Origin of the sequence: Klebsiella sp. 141198 (assembly GCF_050600785.1) — a bacterium.
In the GTDB taxonomy this organism is placed as follows: domain Bacteria; phylum Pseudomonadota; class Gammaproteobacteria; order Enterobacterales; family Enterobacteriaceae; genus Klebsiella; species Klebsiella aerogenes.
This window is the reverse complement of sequence record NZ_JAQIRM010000005.1, coordinates 133,494-151,148: the sequence shown is the minus strand read 5'-3', so window position 1 is coordinate 151,148 and position 17,655 is coordinate 133,494. Positions and strand designations below refer to the sequence as shown.

The 17,655-nt window shown below is 52.7% G+C and carries 16 protein-coding genes; 5 read left to right on the top strand and 11 right to left on the bottom strand.

Features of this window, described 5'->3' with window-relative positions; translation table 11 throughout:
• Positions 1 to 20: 20 nt before the first annotated feature.
• Complete coding sequence (locus tag PGR10_RS18495; RefSeq protein WP_430923914.1) at positions 21 to 2,132, bottom strand: glycosyl hydrolase family 18 protein; 2,112 nt, start codon at positions 2,130 to 2,132, stop codon at positions 21 to 23.
• Positions 2,133 to 2,522: 390 nt separating this feature from the next.
• Between PGR10_RS18495 and PGR10_RS18490 the strand changes: the two genes are divergently transcribed.
• The gene (locus tag PGR10_RS18490) at positions 2,523 to 2,966 is read left to right on the top strand and encodes a winged helix-turn-helix domain-containing protein (RefSeq protein WP_087858193.1); all 444 of its coding nucleotides are present in this window, start codon (positions 2,523 to 2,525) and stop codon (positions 2,964 to 2,966) included.
• Between the two features lie 15 nt (positions 2,967 to 2,981).
• Positions 2,982 to 3,515 (top strand): glycoside hydrolase family 108 protein, encoded by a 534-nt coding sequence (locus tag PGR10_RS18485; RefSeq protein WP_087858194.1) that lies wholly within the window; start codon positions 2,982 to 2,984, stop codon positions 3,513 to 3,515.
• Between the two features lie 60 nt (positions 3,516 to 3,575).
• On the opposite strand, the gene PGR10_RS18480 is transcribed toward PGR10_RS18485, so the two are convergent.
• From PGR10_RS18480 to dnaK, 4 genes are all read right to left on the bottom strand, one after another.
• Positions 3,576 to 3,920: a phage holin family protein gene (locus PGR10_RS18480; RefSeq protein ID WP_087858195.1), complete on the bottom strand. Its 345-nt coding sequence runs from the start codon at positions 3,918 to 3,920 to the stop codon at positions 3,576 to 3,578.
• A 125-nt stretch (positions 3,921 to 4,045) separates the two neighbouring features.
• Entirely contained in the window at positions 4,046 to 4,990 is a 945-nt protein-coding gene (locus PGR10_RS18475; protein ID WP_430923913.1) for a LysR family transcriptional regulator, read from the bottom strand.
• Between the two features lie 168 nt (positions 4,991 to 5,158).
• The gene (dnaJ, locus tag PGR10_RS18470; RefSeq protein ID WP_020079653.1) at positions 5,159 to 6,301 is read right to left on the bottom strand and encodes a molecular chaperone DnaJ; all 1,143 of its coding nucleotides are present in this window, start codon (positions 6,299 to 6,301) and stop codon (positions 5,159 to 5,161) included.
• 87 nt (positions 6,302 to 6,388) lie between these two features.
• Positions 6,389 to 8,305, bottom strand: coding sequence for a molecular chaperone DnaK (gene dnaK, locus PGR10_RS18465; protein ID WP_045395850.1), 1,917 nt, complete (start codon positions 8,303 to 8,305; stop codon positions 6,389 to 6,391).
• 442 nt (positions 8,306 to 8,747) lie between these two features.
• Here dnaK and satP point away from each other — a divergent pair, with 442 nt between their 5' ends.
• Positions 8,748 to 9,314: an acetate uptake transporter gene (gene satP, locus PGR10_RS18460; RefSeq protein WP_430923912.1), complete on the top strand. Its 567-nt coding sequence runs from the start codon at positions 8,748 to 8,750 to the stop codon at positions 9,312 to 9,314.
• A 40-nt stretch (positions 9,315 to 9,354) separates the two neighbouring features.
• On the opposite strand, the gene PGR10_RS18455 is transcribed toward satP, so the two are convergent.
• The 3 genes from PGR10_RS18455 to tal all read right to left on the bottom strand — a co-directional run bounded on the left by PGR10_RS18455 (position 9,355) and on the right by tal (position 12,424).
• Positions 9,355 to 10,659 (bottom strand): MFS transporter, encoded by a 1,305-nt coding sequence (locus PGR10_RS18455; RefSeq protein WP_087858197.1) that lies wholly within the window; start codon positions 10,657 to 10,659, stop codon positions 9,355 to 9,357.
• Between the two features lie 131 nt (positions 10,660 to 10,790).
• A complete protein-coding gene (mog, locus tag PGR10_RS18450; protein ID WP_430923910.1) occupies positions 10,791 to 11,360 on the bottom strand; it encodes a molybdopterin adenylyltransferase in 570 nt (189 codons plus the stop codon).
• Between the two features lie 110 nt (positions 11,361 to 11,470).
• A complete protein-coding gene (tal, locus tag PGR10_RS18445) occupies positions 11,471 to 12,424 on the bottom strand; it encodes a transaldolase (RefSeq protein ID WP_015368356.1) in 954 nt (317 codons plus the stop codon).
• 202 nt (positions 12,425 to 12,626) lie between these two features.
• Between tal and PGR10_RS18440 the strand changes: the two genes are divergently transcribed.
• Together PGR10_RS18440 and yaaA are read left to right on the top strand one after the other, a co-directional pair.
• Positions 12,627 to 14,057 (top strand): alanine/glycine:cation symporter family protein, encoded by a 1,431-nt coding sequence (locus PGR10_RS18440; protein WP_213317881.1) that lies wholly within the window; start codon positions 12,627 to 12,629, stop codon positions 14,055 to 14,057.
• Positions 14,058 to 14,134: 77 nt separating this feature from the next.
• Positions 14,135 to 14,908 (top strand): peroxide stress protein YaaA, encoded by a 774-nt coding sequence (gene yaaA, locus PGR10_RS18435; protein WP_430923909.1) that lies wholly within the window; start codon positions 14,135 to 14,137, stop codon positions 14,906 to 14,908.
• 39 nt (positions 14,909 to 14,947) lie between these two features.
• Here the strand turns inward: yaaA and PGR10_RS18430 are convergent, their stop codons facing one another.
• The 3 genes from PGR10_RS18430 to thrB all read right to left on the bottom strand — a co-directional run bounded on the left by PGR10_RS18430 (position 14,948) and on the right by thrB (position 17,655).
• Positions 14,948 to 15,247 (bottom strand): DUF2502 domain-containing protein, encoded by a 300-nt coding sequence (locus tag PGR10_RS18430; RefSeq protein WP_087858200.1) that lies wholly within the window; start codon positions 15,245 to 15,247, stop codon positions 14,948 to 14,950.
• Between the two features lie 194 nt (positions 15,248 to 15,441).
• Complete coding sequence (gene thrC / locus PGR10_RS18425; protein WP_430923908.1) at positions 15,442 to 16,722, bottom strand: threonine synthase; 1,281 nt, start codon at positions 16,720 to 16,722, stop codon at positions 15,442 to 15,444.
• A gap of 3 nt (positions 16,723 to 16,725) precedes the next feature.
• Entirely contained in the window at positions 16,726 to 17,655 is a 930-nt protein-coding gene (gene thrB / locus PGR10_RS18420; protein WP_430923907.1) for a homoserine kinase, read from the bottom strand.

The window sequence follows — 17,655 nt, the reverse complement described above, 5'->3', positions numbered from 1 at the left end:
GCCATTAAAAGAGAGATGTATTAGTAGGCGCCTAAGTCAGTCCATGTGCCGCTCTGACCGCAGTTCAGGTCAGGCTGTTCGCCCTGGGACCACCATTTCACCTGGTAGTTGTGACCATTCCAGCTAACAATTTCGAAGGTACCCCAGCTTGCGCCGTATACGGTGTTAGCATCCCACAGCGCATATGGCGCATCATGGTCAGCCGCCTCATCGGAAGAGGAGTCATCTTCAGCCGGTTTGGTATCCTCGTCGGGAACCGGAATCACGTCGGTTTCATCTTCTTCATCAGCCGGTGTTGGTTCAACCTGGGCAGCAGCCGGAACCGCAGTCAGTACAAAACGCTGTTGAGTTGAAGGTTCGTTGTAGCAGTCACGTACGAAAAGAGTGAACTGGAACGCCGTCTTCGCACTTACCTCAGGCACGACGAACTCAATCACTTCCGCCGTTTTATCCGCGACGTTAATTTCAGACGGTACGCCCCAGCTAAAGGTCAACTCGTCTTTATCTTCATCGGAAGAACCGGCGCCGGACAGCTGAACGGTAGAACCGCCCACTACCAGCAGCTCAATAGCCGCTTTCGGCGCATGGTTGACGTCCGTTTTCTTATCGTCTTCAGCAGATTCATCTTTTTCAACGTTGATGCCGTCGAAGTAGAACGGATCCATATCGATAGTTTCTGACTCAATTTCATAACCCAGCCCTTCACGCGCCGCATTGACCAACACGCCGTTGTCCTGGTCGATAGTCCAGGTGAACATGCCGCCCAGACCCAGCTTCGCCGCGTATTCGCCTTTGGCTTTCACGGTGCGCGGCGTATCCAGCGACATAAACAGTTTGGATTCTGGGTTGTAGAGATAGTCAGCGTCAGCAACCTGATCGGTATAAACGTTGAAGCCGTTACGGCCCTTCTGGTTTTCCAGATCCAGGTAGTTGTAGATCACGTCATACCATTCATTAGTGCCGGACTCGAAAGTACCCGTGGTATCCCCGTTACCCGGGTTATAGGTACCTTTCAGCGGAGACAGCGACTCCAGCTCAACGTTACGGCCGTTACGGGTATAGCCGGCATAACCAATGTTGATATTTTCAGCCGGGAAACCTTCAGACAGCAGATGTTCCACAATAGTGTTTACACCCCAGCCGCCCTCTTCCAGCGCCTTCAGGTTAGTGTGATGAGCAACGGTTTCCGCCCACGGAGTGCCGAAGAAGTCATAGGTCATCAGGTTGATGCCGTACAGGCCAGCATTAATCAGCGCTTTGACGTTGGAATAATCGAAAGTCTTCACCACCGCGGAGCTGGCAATGGAGATTTTCACGTTGCTCAGGTTGGCGGAATCCAGCTGCTTACGCAGTTCGCCAATCAGCAGGGCGTAGTTTTCGCCATCTTCCGGGCCGCAAGGGTTGCCCGCGCCTTCGGCATTCGGGTATTCCCAGTCGATATCCACTTCGCTGAACATCGGGAACTGTTTGAACAGCTTCACCACGCCTTTAGCGAAGGTTTTACGTGCGGAATCAGATGCCGCGGTTTCATGGAAGCCGTTACTCATGGTCCAGCCGCCGATGCTCATGGACAGCACCAGGTTGTGGCCCTGCTGTTTGGCTTTCGCCTGCAGGTCGCGCAGGCCGCCGAGCAGGCCTTTGGTATTCTCCTGGGTTACGGTTTTCGGATCGACATCCCAGCCGCTGACGCTGTGACCAACGTTAATGTAGGACTGGAAGTCGCCCCACGGATCCAGGAAGGTTGGTTCATATTTGACTTTGCCGCACTGCTCAGCGCCTTCGGCCACCACGTCGCGATACTGGCCATCAATTTTATGGAAACCAGTCACGCCAACGAAGCCGACAATAATTTTATCGTAAGCGGTCGGTGAGATATTGGTCAGGTCGTAGCCGCGACCGCGGTTATCTTTAGAATCGTCCCCTTGCAGGCGACCATCATACTGAGACCAGTCGGTATAATAGCCAAATACCTTCGGCTTAGTGGTTGCTGCTTTATATTTGTTATAGACCGGCTTTGCGACACGAGCTGATGTATAGCTATAGTTGCTAACTTCAGTTGCTGGGTTAAAACCATCAGCGGCGTTGCTGGTTTCGGTAAGAGTATCGCCTTTAATCAGTTTGCTGGTAGCCATTTTAAATTTCCTTTTAAGTTTAAAATTTATCGCAGTTCGTTCTGCGAGACCAATAATCCATGACTCATGAAAAATTGGCTAATCACAAAGCATCAGCAATTAATCAACGCCAAATAATTATTTCACTGAGACCTCAATGAGGAACATCAGCACGACATCATCGGGTCTGAGAGGCCATCAAACCTACCTGAAGAATAAAAAACAAACAGCATATTAAATATAATTTAGGTAGTAATTAATTGTCATTTAACTTACATGAGATTATGTGACAGAGGTCTCCCCAACAAACAACACTACAATAAAACCGATGACAAAAAATGGATTAAGCCATTTCTTGTGCAATATATTCATCGACGACAATCAGGATGTGCAAATCTAAAGGAAGACGTTATGAAAACTTATCTCATCAATAACAACTGCATCTACAACGAACAGAAATATGAACTAAGAACGAGCTCAAATTCGCAAGTTATTCGAATGACGGCAATGCGTTCTAAATGTCTTAGTTTCATTATTGAAAACGCTCATCTGGAGATTATCGAACGGCAGAAAATCACCAATGAGTTATGGGGTAGCAGAAGTCATTTTGTGAATGATGCCAATCTAACGCAGATACTGTATTTAATCAGACGAGATCTCAAAGCACTCGGTATAAACGATCTTTTCATTACCATCCCGCGCCAGGGGCTGCAGGTCAACAAAGACATTACCATTGAAAAAGTCGAACCCAGGAAACCAAAAGTCAGAAAGCAGTTTTTCCGTAAAACGCTGGCGGCGCTAACCACCGTCTTTTCCGTCACGCTAGGTACAATGATGTACATGCACATTCATTAATTCAGGGAGAATAAAATGAATCCAATTATTGATGGAATCCTCGGACTGGAAGGCGGCTATAGCGCCAATCCTAAGGATAAAGGCGGCGAGACTAACTGGGGCATCACAGAAGCAACGGCGCGAGCGCACGGTTACCAGGGAAAGATGAGCGAACTTTCTCACAACGAGGCCTATGCGATTCTGGAGACCGATTACTGGATCAAACCCGGCTTTGAGCAGGTATCGCAACTCTCCTGGTCAGTAGCATTTGAGCTGTGCGACGCGGCAGTGAATATTGGTCCTCACCACCCCTGTATGTGGCTACAGCGCTGGCTTAACGTGATGAATCGCGAGCAGCAATACTACCCGGATATAAAAACAGATGGCAACATTGGCCCGCGAACCCTGAATGCGCTGAATTGCTATTTAACGCGACGAGGTAAAGAAGGAGAACAGGTGTTAGTCAAAGCGCTAAACTGCAGCCAAGGGGCTTATTACCTGGAGATCAGCGAGAATCATCGACAAAATGAAGAGTTCATTTACGGCTGGCTTAAAAACCGGGTGACATAGTTGAGGCGCACTAATCTGTAATAAAAGACTCAAGGATGAGCCTTTTATTACGTAGTAATACTACTTGAGCTTAGTACCGCCAAGCGTATTTTTTACTTTCTCACCCAGTATTTTTAAAATTGGACCGGCAAAAACACCGCCTAATCCTGCGGCTAACAGCACCATATTAAAGCTAAATCCTTTTTCGATAGCGATAGCGCTAAGGAGAAAACTGGTAAAACAAGATATCACTACCTGGGTCAGGCAGTTCATAATTCCCTGATGTGCTTCGCCACTGTCTTCCTTATTTTTACGGAGAAGGAAACTGACGAATCCCCCCCAGGCGCCGATAGAAATAATGGTCAGAAGTATCTCTACTTCCAGTAATACAACTTCCGTTGTTTCTAAATGATTAGGTATAGACATAATCGCTCCTGCATAACTAAAGTAAAAAAAGATTCATCAGGAGTGTAAGTGGCGTAACTGGGGAAAGGTAATCAAAGAATATCAAGACTAACCACATCATATTAATGACGGTAAGATGATGGAACTTACCGTCTGAATGATGACAGCGTATGTAACATGGAAACTGTTTCATTTATCGCTGAAATATTTCTACTATTTTTGCTCCATGAAGCATAAACCTGCACGGACTTAAACATCAATTCAGGTGGCGGTTGGATAAAATTTATATCGTATTTACGCTGATTTTTATAAAATAGCGCCAGCTTTAAAGGCAATAATGCAATCAACGCGGTTCTTTCTACCATGCCAACCAGTCCGGTGATAGAATCGCTGCAATAGCCCATGGTACGTGAACCGTCATAATAAACATCATCTTTAAATAATCCGTTATCAGTGATGATGGAAGGAGAAGAAATGCCGGGTTGATACATGGCATGGCGGGAAGAGTAGAACTGATGTAAAGAAAGCTGCGACAGTTCGCTGAACAAATGGCCCTTGGCACAAATACAGACGAAATTTCTGAAGCTATCAATCATTTGATTATCGAGCCCAGGTTCAACCAACGGCTCAGAACCAATCGATAAATCGCATTGTGCCGTCAGTAGAAGCTCTTTAGCTTTATCGCGGCTAATATTGCGGGATGAAAAATGATTGATCACGCCCTGTTCAAAAAGCGCGCTGCCGTACAGTTGGGAAAGGTAATAACTTTCGATGAAGTCGCTACCAAGGATCGTAATCCGGGTATCATCATCCTTGTTTTCTGTCAGAAAGGTATTATCGACAAGCAACATGGCCTGGCGAAAACTATGGTGGATCTCGAGTGCTTTCGCTGTTGGCAGTAAACCATCTTTACTTCTGACAAACAGCTCCTGATGATAGAAGTTTTGTAGTCGTCTTAATGCCAGAGAGACCGCGGCAGGAGTAATGGCCAATTTTTTCGCCGCCTTCGCGGCATTACCTGCCGAAATGACAGCGTCAAGAACCTTGATTAAATTATAATCAAAGCCCTTATTGGCACCTTTCGATCCCATCCACTGTCAGCCTCTTTTATCGAAAAAAGCAATATAGATAATACTCAAAATAAATCAAACCCGGACATGCTAAACAAAGTATAGCGTCTCTATTCAAGGCTGAGGCTAGGGCAGAAAAAAGCCTGAACAGGATGTTCAGGCTTGTGCTAATAACGTAATTTAACGCAATTAACGCGTTAAATCATCGAAGAATTTTTTTACGCCATCGAAGAAGCTTTTGGAACGCGGGCTGTTTTTCTCACCCGTCGGACCACCGAAAGTTTCCTGCAGCTCTTTCAACAATTGCTTCTGCTTATCGTTAAGACCCACCGGCGTTTCCACCACCACGCGACACAGCAGATCGCCCTGAGCGCCGCCGCGTACGGACTTCACGCCCTTGCCGCGCATGCGGAACAGTTTGCCGGTTTGCGTTTCGCCAGGCACTTTCAGGTTAACGCGGCCATCCAGCGTCGGTACTTCAATCTCGCCGCCAAGCGCAGCCATGGTGAAGTTGATCGGTACTTCGCAGTACAGATTATTCCCTTCACGCTCGAAGATCGCGTGCTGTTTGACCTGAACCTGAACGTACAGATCGCCCGCCGGAGCGCCATGCTCGCCAGCTTCACCCTCGCCAGCCAGACGAATGCGATCGCCGGTATCGACGCCAGCCGGGATTTTCACCGACAGTGTTTTGGTTTTTTCAACGCGACCGTGACCGTGACACTTGTTGCATGGATCTTTGATAAGCGTACCGCGCCCCTGACAGTGCGGACAGGTTTGCTGAACGGCAAAGAATCCCTGGCGCATCTGAACCTGACCGGAACCATGACAGGTCGGACAGGTCTGCGGCTGAGTACCGGATTTGGCGCCGCTGCCGTGGCAAACATCGCACTCTTCCAGCGTCGGGATGCGGATTTCTTTAGTGACGCCACGGACCGCTTCTTCCAGCGTTAATTCCATGTTGTAACGTAAATCTGCACCGCGCGCCGCGCGTTGACGGCCACGACCGCCGCCGAAGATATCGCCGAACACGTCGCCAAAGATATCGCTGAAATCCGCGCCGCCGCCGAAGCCGCCGCCGAAACCGCCGCCGCCCATGCCGCCTTGTTCAAACGCGGCGTGGCCGTACTGATCGTAGGCTGCACGTTTCTGGGCATCAGTCAGGACTTCATACGCTTCTTTGATTTCTTTAAATTTGGCTTCGGCCTCTTTGTCACCCTGGTTACGGTCCGGGTGATACTTCATGGCCAGGCGCTTATACGCCTTTTTGATTTCACGCTCTTCCGCTGTTTTGGAAACGCCCAAAATCTCGTAATAATCTTGCTTTGCCATTGGTGTTTTTCAGCCCCTTAACATGCGTGCACGGGCGGAGAGGAAACCTCTTCGCCCGTGCCAGTGTTTTACCCGTTCAAAGGGCGATTATTTTTTGTCTTTCACTTCTTCGAACTCAGCGTCGACAACATCGTCGTCCTTCGCGCTGTTCTCTTGAGCGTCAGCGCCGCCAGCCTGCTGCTGAGCGTGCTGCTGCTGAGCGATTTCCATCAGCTTCTGGGAAGCCTGGGCCAGCGCCTGCATCTTCGCTTCGATGTCCGCTTTGTCTTCACCTTTCAGGGAAGCTTCCAGTGCGGTCAGCGCAGACTCGATTGCAGTTTTGTCATCAGCCGGCAGTTTGTCGCCTGCTTCTTCAACCTGCTTACGAGTGCTGTGCAGCAGATGGTCGCCCTGGTTACGGGTCTGAACCAGCTCTTCGAACTTACGGTCAGATTCAGCGTTAGCTTCCGCTTCGCGAACCATTTTCTGAATTTCTTCTTCATTCAGACCGGAAGAAGCCTTGATGGTGATCTTCTGCTCTTTACCGCTGTTTTTATCTTTCGCGGAAACGTGCAGGATACCGTCAGCATCGATATCGAAGGTTACTTCGATCTGCGGCATACCGCGCGGCGCTGGGTTAATACCATCCAGGTTGAACTGACCCAGAGATTTGTTATCAGAAGCGCGTTTACGCTCACCCTGCAGCACATGGATGGTTACCGCGGACTGGTTGTCTTCCGCAGTAGAGAACACCTGGCTGTGCTTGGTCGGGATCGTGGTGTTTTTGCTGATAAGCGCGGTCATCACGCCGCCCATGGTTTCGATACCCAGCGACAGCGGGGTAACGTCCAGCAGCAGAACGTCTTTAACTTCACCAGTCAGTACACCACCCTGAACCGCTGCGCCGATAGCCACAGCTTCATCCGGGTTAACGTCTTTACGCGGTTCTTTACCAAAGAACTCAGCAACTTTCTTCTGCACCATCGGCATACGAGTCTGACCACCAACGAGGATCACGTCGTTGATATCGGAAACGGACAGACCGGCATCCTGCAGGGCAACTTTCAGCGGCTCGATGGAACGGTTAACCAGATCTTCAACCAGGCTTTCCAGTTTCGCGCGAGTCACTTTAATGTTCATGTGTTTCGGACCGGTCGCGTCTGCGGTGATATACGGCAGGTTAACGTCGGTCTGCTGAGCGGAAGACAGCTCAATTTTCGCTTTTTCTGCGGCTTCTTTCAGACGCTGCATCGCCAGCGGGTCGTTGCGCAGGTCAATGCCCTGCTCTTTCTTAAACTCGTCAACGAGGTAGTTGATCAGACGAGTATCGAAGTCTTCACCACCCAGGTGGGTATCACCGTTGGTTGCCAGAACTTCGAAGGTTTTTTCGCCGTCAACTTCGTCGATTTCGATAATAGAGATATCGAAGGTACCGCCACCGAGGTCGTATACCGCGATAGTACGGTTGCCGACTTCTTTATCCAGACCGTAAGCCAGCGCAGCGGCAGTCGGTTCGTTGATGATACGTTTGACTTCCAGACCCGCGATACGGCCGGCATCTTTGGTTGCCTGACGCTGAGCATCGTTGAAATACGCAGGTACGGTGATAACAGCTTCAGTTACCGGCTCACCCAGGTAATCTTCAGCGGTTTTCTTCATTTTCTTCAGCACTTCAGCAGAAATCTGCGGCGGTGCGGTTTTGGTGCCTTTCACATCAAGCCAGGCGTCGCCATTATCTGCGGCAACGATTTTGTACGGCATGATGGAAACGTCACGCTGAACTTCTTCATCCTGGAAGCGGCGACCAATCAGGCGTTTAATCGCAAACAGGGTGTTTTGCGGGTTTGTCACTGCCTGACGTTTAGCCGGCTGACCAACCAGAGTTTCACCATCCTGGGTATAGGCAATAATAGAAGGCGTGGTGCGATCGCCTTCGGCGTTCTCCAGCACGCGAGCGGTAGTGCCATCCATAATCGCTACACAAGAGTTGGTAGTACCCAGGTCGATACCAATAATTTTACCCATCTAAACGTCTCCACTAAAAATTCGATCAACATGTGGTTGTGAACCTGTAATAAGGGCGAAACGTGCGGTTTCAACTGCCCTGACATCATTTTTTTTCAGGTTCTTCACTGCGGTTGACTACAAGATGGGGTCGCCCTGGTTTTCATCAAGGGGCAAGCCAAAAAAAATTTTTATGGCAAAACACAGACGCGAGAGTAAACAACACGCCAGCCGGGCAAAATAGTCGCCATAACTCATACAAAACATAAATAGTAAATAAGAACATATTCATCGGATATCGCACATGTTCGGCGAAGAGTTCGCGATTATCGCGGCGTAAGGTAAATTGCTGAAAAATACCCCGCCAGATCATAGACAGTAACCACGCGCCTCATTATTATGCCGCGCCCCACCGCAAGTGGCGGGGTAATGCTTCCCTTTCTAATCATTATTTTGAGGAATTATGGGCAACACTAAGTTGGCTAATCCGGCACCGCTGGGCCTTATGGGCTTTGGCATGACCACTATTCTGCTTAACCTGGCGAATAGCGGCCTTTTCGCATTCGATGTAGCTATCCTGGCGATGGGCATTTTTTACGGCGGCATTGCGCAAATTTTTGCCGGCCTGCTCGAGTATAAAAAAGGCAACACCTTTGGTTTAACCGCTTTTACGTCCTACGGCTCCTTCTGGCTGACGTTGGCCGCGATCCTCCTGATGCCGAAAATGGGTCTGGCTGATGCGCCGAACCCGCATTTCCTGGGCATGTATCTTGGCCTGTGGGGTATCTTTACGTTGTTCATGTTCTTCGGCACGCTGAAAGCCGCGCGCATGCTGCAGTTCGTCTTCCTGAGCCTGACGGTGCTGTTCGCGCTGCTGGCGATTGGCCACCTGGTCGATAACGAAGGCATTGTTAAAATTGCCGGCTGGATTGGCCTGGTATGCGGCGCGAGCGCTATTTACCTGGCGATGGGTGAAGTGTTGAACGAGCAGTTCGGGCGCACCGTTCTGCCGATTGGCGAACCACGCTAATGGCCTGCCGCCGCCCGCAAACCGGGCGGCGGCGTTAAATTTAACGCTGCAGTTCTCCTTGCGGTAAAACCGCCTGCGTCGTCAACCCCTGACGCAGCCAAATACCTAAACCCAGCCCCATCAGAGACAGCGCCAGTACGTACCAGGCCGGCGCCATCGGCGAGACCCCCATCAACATGGTGACGGCAATCGGCGTCAGGCCGCCGAAAATGGCGTATGACAGATTGTAGGAAAACGAGATGCCGGTGAAACGCACTTCCGCCGGGAAGGCGCGCACCATTACGTAAGGTACCGCCCCCACCACGCCGACGCACAATCCAACCGTGCCATACAGCAGGAACAATCGCTGCGGGCTGGCGCCGGAAAGGTGGTAAAAGGCCCAACTGGCGGCCGCCAACAGCAGACTACCGACAATAAAAGTGCGGCTGGCGCCGAATCGGTCTGCCGCCAGACCGGCGAGTAAACAGCCGATACACAGCATAATCGTGGCGATGCTATTGGCCTGCAGGGTAATCGCCGGCGCAAAGCCATAATGTTTTTGCAGCCAGACCGGCGACATCAGGATCACTACCACCACGCCGGCGGAAAGCAGCCAGGTGAGCAACATCGAAACGATGACGGCCTTCTGGTGCTTAAGCGCCACCGCCTTCACCGGCAACTCCTGCGCCAGCGCTTTGCGCTGTTGCATCTCAAGAAATATCGGCGTCTCCTGTAGCCAACGACGCAGGTACATCGCCACCAGGCCAAAAACGCCGCCCAGCAGGAAAGGAATACGCCAGCCGCCGTCGTGGATACCCTGCGGCGTCATGCTGGTGTTGATAAGCGTCGCCACCACCGAACCTAACAGGATCCCAACGGTCAACCCCGCGGTCAGGGTGCCGCAGGCGATACCGATGCGTTTTTCCGGGACATGTTCGGCTACAAAGACCCAGGCGCCCGGCACTTCGCCGCCAATCGCCGCCCCTTGTAAAATACGCATGAGCAGTAATAGCAGCGGCGCAACGATGCCCATAGAGGCATAAGTCGGCAGCAGACCGATCGCCAGCGTCGGCAGCGCCATGAGCAGAATGCTAAGCGTAAACATTTTCTTGCGGCCGACCAGGTCGCCAAAATGGGCCATGATAATGCCGCCAAGAGGACGCGCCAGATAACCCGCGGCGAAAATACCGAAGGTCTGTACCTGACGTAGCCATTCCGGAATATCGGCGGGGAAGAACAGTTCGCCGACGACGGCGGCGAAGAAGACAAAGATAATGAAGTCATAAAACTCCAGCGCCCCGCCGAGGGCGGCCAGCGTCAGAGTTTTATAATCCTGTCGATTCAGTGCTCGGGTGTGTTGTGACATAACTGGCGCTTCGTCCGCAGTAATATTACGCAATGTGTAAAGTAAAAAACACTATACCGTAAATAAAACAGCACACCACCGGCAATGCAGGTTATATCAGCAATGCATTAAATTCAGGATAAAGTTTCACGTCATGCGCTTTTCGGGCGAAAAGCTGCTACAACGCTGGCTTCCGTCTCCACATACGGCCCCTCAAGCAACTGTACACAATAAGGTACACTTGCAAAAACACCATGCACCAGCACCTTACCTTCCGCGTCTTTAACTCCTTCAAGAGTCTCCTGAATCGCTTTCGGTTGGCCAGGCAGGTTGAGGATCAGCGCCTGCTTGCGGATGACGCCAACCTGCCGGGATAGGATAGCCGTCGGCACAAAGTGTAGGCTAACCTGACGCATTTGCTCGCCGAAACCGGGCATGACGCGATCGGCAATCGCTAAAGTTGCGTCCGGAGTCACATCACGGCGCGCCGGGCCGGTGCCGCCGGTGGTTAACACCAGATGACAGCCCATCTCGTCAACCAGCTCGCACAGCGTTTGTTCAATGATGGGCTGTTCATCAGGGATCAGGCGTGTCTGTAGTTCAAAGGGCGTTGTCAGCGCACGCGACAGCCACTCTTCCAACGCAGGAATACCTTTGTCCTGGTAAACGCCGCTGGAGGCGCGGTCAGAAATAGAAACTAAGCCGATGCGTAATTTATTCATATTCATTCCGTTCAAATAGTGCAATTAAGCGGAATGATACACGCTGGAGAGAATTACAGACAGGATTCAAAAGAAGTAGCGTGACCGGTAGCCCGGTCACGCTGGGATGATTACAGCAGGTCGCCGATCATTTTTTCCAGTTTTTCCTGGTCGATGGCAAACTTACGGATACCTTCCGCCAGTTTGTCTACCGCCATCGGATCCTGGTTGTGCTGCCACAGGAACTGGGATTCAGTAATGCGTTCCGGACGCGCTTTCACTTCGCCGCTGAACGCCAGTTTACGTTCGACAGCGCCTTCGCTTTCCGCCAGCTCTTTCAGCAGCGCAGGGGCGATGGTCAGACGGTCGCAACCGGCCAGCTCAAGGATTTCGCCAACGTTACGGAAGCTTGCGCCCATCACGACGGTTTCATAGCCGTGCTGCTTGTAGTACTCGTAGATTTCGCTAACGGAAACCACGCCCGGATCTTCTGCCGGCGCGTACTCTTTCTTATCCGTGTTCGCTTTGTACCAGTCGAGGATACGACCAACGAACGGAGAAATCAGGAAGACGCCCGCTTCAGCGCAAGCGCGAGCCTGAGCGAAGGAGAACAGCAGGGTCAGGTTACAGTTGATGCCTTCTTTTTCCAGCTGCTCAGCGGCGCGAATGCCCTGCCAGGTCGAAGCCAGTTTGATCAGGATGCGATCGTTGCCAATACCGGCATCGTTATACAGTTTGATCAGGCGTTTCGCTTTCGCGATAGAGGCGTCGGTGTCGTAGGACAGACGGGCATCAACTTCGGTAGAAATACGGCCCGGGATCAGTTTAAGGATTTCGAGACCGATGTTCACCGCCAGTTTGTCGGAAGCATCGATAATCTGCTGCGCGCGATCGCTGCTCTGGCCGCGAGCCCAGGCAACAGCGTCGTCAATCAGCTTACGGTACTCAGGGATCTGAGCCGCGCCGAGGATCAAAGAAGGGTTGGTGGTGGCATCCTGAGGCTGATACAGCTTCATTGCCGCGATATCTCCGGTGTCAGCTACGACAGTGGTGTACTGACGCAGAGAAGTCAATTTATCCGTCATGATAGTGTTTCTCTTAAACAGCAGTTAAGGGGATGTAACCGGTCTGCCAAGATGATAACACGCCATAGGGTCAGCGCAACCGCCGACAATGCAAGAGCGCAGAGTGTGATAAACTCGACATATTAATTATCTGAATGCTAAAGGATTGTCACCGGAGTGGTAGCGCTTACACCGCGCGCCGGCATGGACAAGAGGACGTTTAATGCCTGATTTTCTCTCGTTTATCAATGAAATACTCTGGGGCTCGGTAATGATTTATCTGTTACTGGGCGCCGGTATTTGGTTCACCTGGCGAACGGAGTTTATTCAGTTCCGTTATATTCGCCAGTTTGGCAAAAGTCTTAAAAAAAGCCTTCGTCCGCAGCCCGGCGGATTAACGTCTTTTCAGGCGCTGTGCACCAGCCTGGCGGCTCGCGTCGGCAGCGGTAACCTGGCAGGCGTGGCGTTAGCGATTGCCGCTGGCGGCCCCGGCGCCGTGTTCTGGATGTGGGTCTCCGCACTACTCGGCATGGCCAGTAGCTTCGCCGAATGCTCGCTTGCCCAGCTGTACAAAGAGCGCGATAGCGCAGGCCAGTTCCGCGGCGGCCCGGCGTGGTATATGGCCCGCGGACTTGAGATGCGCTGGATGGGCGTGGTCTTCTCGATCCTGCTGCTGCTGGCCTATGGGGTTATCTTCAATACCGTGCAGGCTAACTCGGTGGCGCACGCTATGGCCTATGCTTTCGATTTACCGATGGTCGCCGTCGGCGCCGCGCTGGCAGCCGCGACGCTGTTGATTATCGTCCGCGGTTTACGCGGCGTGGCGCAATTGATGCAGTGGTTTGTCCCGCTGATGGCCCTGCTGTGGGTCGGCGCCAGCCTGTTGATTGGCCTCTGGCACTTCGCTGCCCTGCCGGCGGTTTTTGAAACCATCTTCCGCTGCGCTTTCGGCTGGCAGGAAGCGGCGGCGGGCGCGGTGGGCTATACCATTAGCCAGGCGCTTACCGGCGGGTTTCAGCGCGGGATGTTTTCCAACGAAGCGGGGATGGGTTCAACGCCAAACGCCGCCGCAGCCGCGGCCTCATGGCCTCCGCATCCGGCGGCGCAGGGCATCGTACAGATGATTGGCGTCTTTATAGATACCATTGTTATCTGTACAGCCAGCGCGGTAATTATCCTGCTGGCGCCGCGCGAAAACCGCGATAATGTGGTCAGCGGTATTCAAACCATGCAGCACGCGATGGGCGATCTCATTGGTAGCTGGGGGCCGGGTCTGGTCGCCACGGTGCTGCTGCTTTTCGCTTTCAGTTCGATTGTCGCCAATTATATTTATGCCGAAAATAATCTGATCTTCCTGCGGCTCAATAAGCCGCTGCATATCTGGACGCTCCGGGTTATCACCGTATTAATGGTGATGGCAGGCACCCTGGTGAGTTTGCCGGTGGTCTGGCAGCTGGCGGATATTATTATGGCGTTAATGGCCATCACTAACTTAACGGCGATTTTGCTGCTTTCGCCAACGGTACGCATCCTCGCCAGCGATTATCTGCGCCAGCGTAAACTCGGCGTGCAGCCGGTCTTCGACCCCGCTCGCTATCCGGAAATTCAGCAACATCTGGCGCCCGGCGCCTGGGATGAGATACCGCGCGAATAGCGCGGTAATCGCAGCAATCGATCCCACCATGCGCTTTTTTTGTTAAAATTCGTCGAAATTCCCTGCAAGGACTGGATATGCTGATTCTGATTTCACCTGCAAAAACGCTCGATTATCAAAGCCCGCTGGCAACGACTCGCTATACCCAGCCCGAACTCCTGGAGTATTCTCAACAGCTTATCGGTATCGCCCGTCAGCTGACGGCGCCGCAAATCGGTAAGCTGATGAGCATCAGCGATAAGCTGGCCGACCTCAATGCCACCCGTTTTCACGACTGGCATCCGGACTTTACCCCGCAGAATGCCCGTCAGGCGATACTGGCGTTCAAAGGCGACGTTTATACCGGCCTGCAGGCCGAAACCTTTAGCGAAGCGGATTTCGATTTCGCCCAGCAGCATCTGCGTATGCTTTCCGGGCTTTACGGCGTATTGCGCCCGCTGGATCTGATGCAGCCCTACCGTCTGGAGATGGGCATTAAGCTGGAAAATTCGCAGGGCAAGGATTTGTATCATTTCTGGGGCGATGTCATTACCGATAAGATCAATCAGGCGCTGCAGGCGCAGGGCGACGATATCGTTATCAATCTGGCGTCCGATGAGTATTTTAAATCGGTAAAACCGAAGAAATTGCAGGGACAGTTGATTAAGCCGGTATTCCTCGATGAGAAAAACGGCAAATTCAAGGTGATCAGCTTCTATGCCAAAAAAGCGCGCGGCCTGATGAGCCGCTACATCATAGAAAATCGTTTAACCCGTCCGGAACAGCTGCAGGAGTTTGATAGCGAAGGCTATTTCTTTGATGCGCAGGCATCGGAGAAAGGTGAACTGGTGTTTAAACGCCACGAGCAGTAAGCCTGAATGCCCCCAGCCTGGCGCCGGGGGCAAGAACGATCAGTCGTCGTGGTGATGCCGCTCGTGGCCATGACCATGATGGCCTTGATCGTCATCGTCATCACGATCGTGGCGGCGATAATCATCATGCGGGCGCCAGCGATCGTCGCGCCAGTCATAATGGCTCGCCCACCAGCCATGATCGCGCCAGCGATCGCCGTCCCAGTAGCGGCCATAATCATCCCGGTCGCCGATTTGCAGCTTCACTGCCGGGATCAGGGTAATTTCATCTGCATGAACCAACGCAGGAGCGACCAGCAGCAGAGAAAGCGCCAGCAAAACAGGTTTCAGCATCGTCATAAGTAACCTCTTCTATTCGCCCCCATTATGGGTCGATAACGAAATATTAACCCCGCAAAACTATCCTGTTTATTCTCCGCAATCCGAATTTATTCCCTTCCGCATTTATTGGTCGGTTATACACAATTTCTCCATTTTCGGGCGTAAAAAAACCGGGCGCGGAGCCCGGTTCAACGAACGGTAGAATAGCAATACTAGCCCATCATCAGCTTACGCAGCGCGGCGAAATCGGCCGGTAGATTATGCGACAGCAGCGGCAGGTCGGCGCGGTCGGCCAGTTCTTTCGGCAACGGCAGCGTCTCCTGCAGAATCTCTTCTACGCTCTCTTTGAATTTAGCCGGATGCGCGGTACCAAGGAACAACCCGTACTCGCCCGGCTGCAGTTGGTCGCGCAGCGCGCGATAAGCAATTGCCGCATGCGGTTCAGAGGTGTAGCCGATGGACTTCAGTTCACGCATGGTTGCTTTGGTGGTTTCATCATCAACCGCGGCGTATCCCAGCTCATTAAGACGCCAGATTTTGCGGCGGAACAGCTCTTCCACGCGCGGCCAGTTGTTCGGTTGGCTGACGTCCATCGCGTTAGACAGGGTCGCCTGCGTCGCCTTCGGCGCCCAGTTGCCATCCTGCAGGAAGCGCGGCACGGTGTCATTGGCGTTGGTAGCGGCAATAAAACGCTTAATCGGCAGCCCCAGCGATTTCGCCAGCAGGCCGGCGGTAAGATCGCCGAAGTTGCCGCTTGGCACCGACACCACCAGCTGATTACGGGCTTCCTGCGGCAGCTGCGCGACCGCCTCGAAGTAGTAGCAGATCTGCGCCAGCAGGCGGCTGATGTTAATAGAGTTGGCGGAGTTGAGACCGAGCGCAACCTTCAGCTCTTCATCATCAAACGCCTGCTTAACCAGCGCCTGACAGGCGTCGAAATCGCCGTCAATCGCCACGGTTTCAATGTTGCCGCCCAGGGTACAGAACAGCTTCTCCTGCAGCGGGCTGATCTTACCGCGCGGGTAGAGAATCACCACTTTGACGTTTGGCAGACCGTAGAAGGCGTGCGCCACGGCAGCGCCGGTGTCGCCGGAGGTCGCGGTCAGAATCGTCACCGGCTTATCGCCCGCAATATGCGTCAGCATCTGGGCCATAAAACGGCCGCCAAAGTCTTTAAACGCCAGCGTAGGGCCATGGAACAGCTCCAGACAGCCGATATCATCCTGTACTTGAGCGACCGGCGCCGGGAAGGCGAACGCCGCGGCAACGCGGGATTGCAGTTCATTCTGCGGGATCTCGTCGCCAATAAAGGCCGACAGGATTTTCGCGCTGCGGGTTACGAAATCCTGTTCCAGCATTTCGTCGATTTCGGTCAGGTTGAATTCCGGCAGATCGTGCGGAAAGAACAGCCCCTGTTGTTTGCCAAGCCCTTGCGTCACGGCCTGCGCAAAGCTGACCTGTTCGTTATGATCTTTTAAGTTATACAGTTTCATCACTTATCCCACTACTCGAGCGCCCGCCGTGTCCAGCCGGCAAATATGAACGAAGCCTTCCTGATTTTGCAGATAATGCGCGGCCAGCCAGTCGGCGACGCGCTGCGCGGTGTCCGGTTTATCGCACAACGCGAACAGCGTCGGGCCGGAGCCGGAAATACCGCAAGCCTGCGCGCCGATTTCCATCGCCGCCTGACGCGCTTCGCTGAAGCCCGGCAGCAGTTTGGTACGGTACGGTTCGGCAATAACATCTTTCATTAACTTTGCCGCCAGCTGCGGCTGACGGCTATAGCAGGCGTGAATAAACCCTGCCAGATGGCGACCGTGGGCGATGCAATCCTGACGGCGATACTGCGCCGGAAGAATCGCGCGCGCTTCGGCGGTAGAGACCTTAATGCCCGGATAGGCCAGCACCCACAACCATTCATCAAAGCCCGGGATCTGCTGGCTGATGATGCCTTGCTCTTCAATCATCAGTTGCATACCGCCAAGATAGCATGGCGCCACGTTATCATAGTGAACGCTGCCGGAGATGCGCCCTTCCATCTCGCCCATCAGCGCCAGCATCCGATTTTCATTCAGCGGCTTACCGCAGTGTTCGTTCATCGCCACCAGCGCGGCGACCACCGAACAGGCGCTGGAGCCAAGACCCGAGCCAATCGGCATATTTTTTTCTAGGGTCATCGCCACCGGAACCGTTTTACCGATCTCGCGGCAAAAGGCTTCCCAGCATTGATAAACGATATTTTCCTGCGCCGCCGAGGGTAATTTGCCGGCGAAGCGGCCTACGTTACGCAGGCTGAACTCTGCCGCCGCCTCTACCGAGACGTTATCCCCAAGCAACGTGCCGTCGACCGGCGTCACCGCGGCTCCCAGCACATCAAACCCGACGCTCATATTGGCACTGGAAGCCGGGGCGTATACTTTGACCAT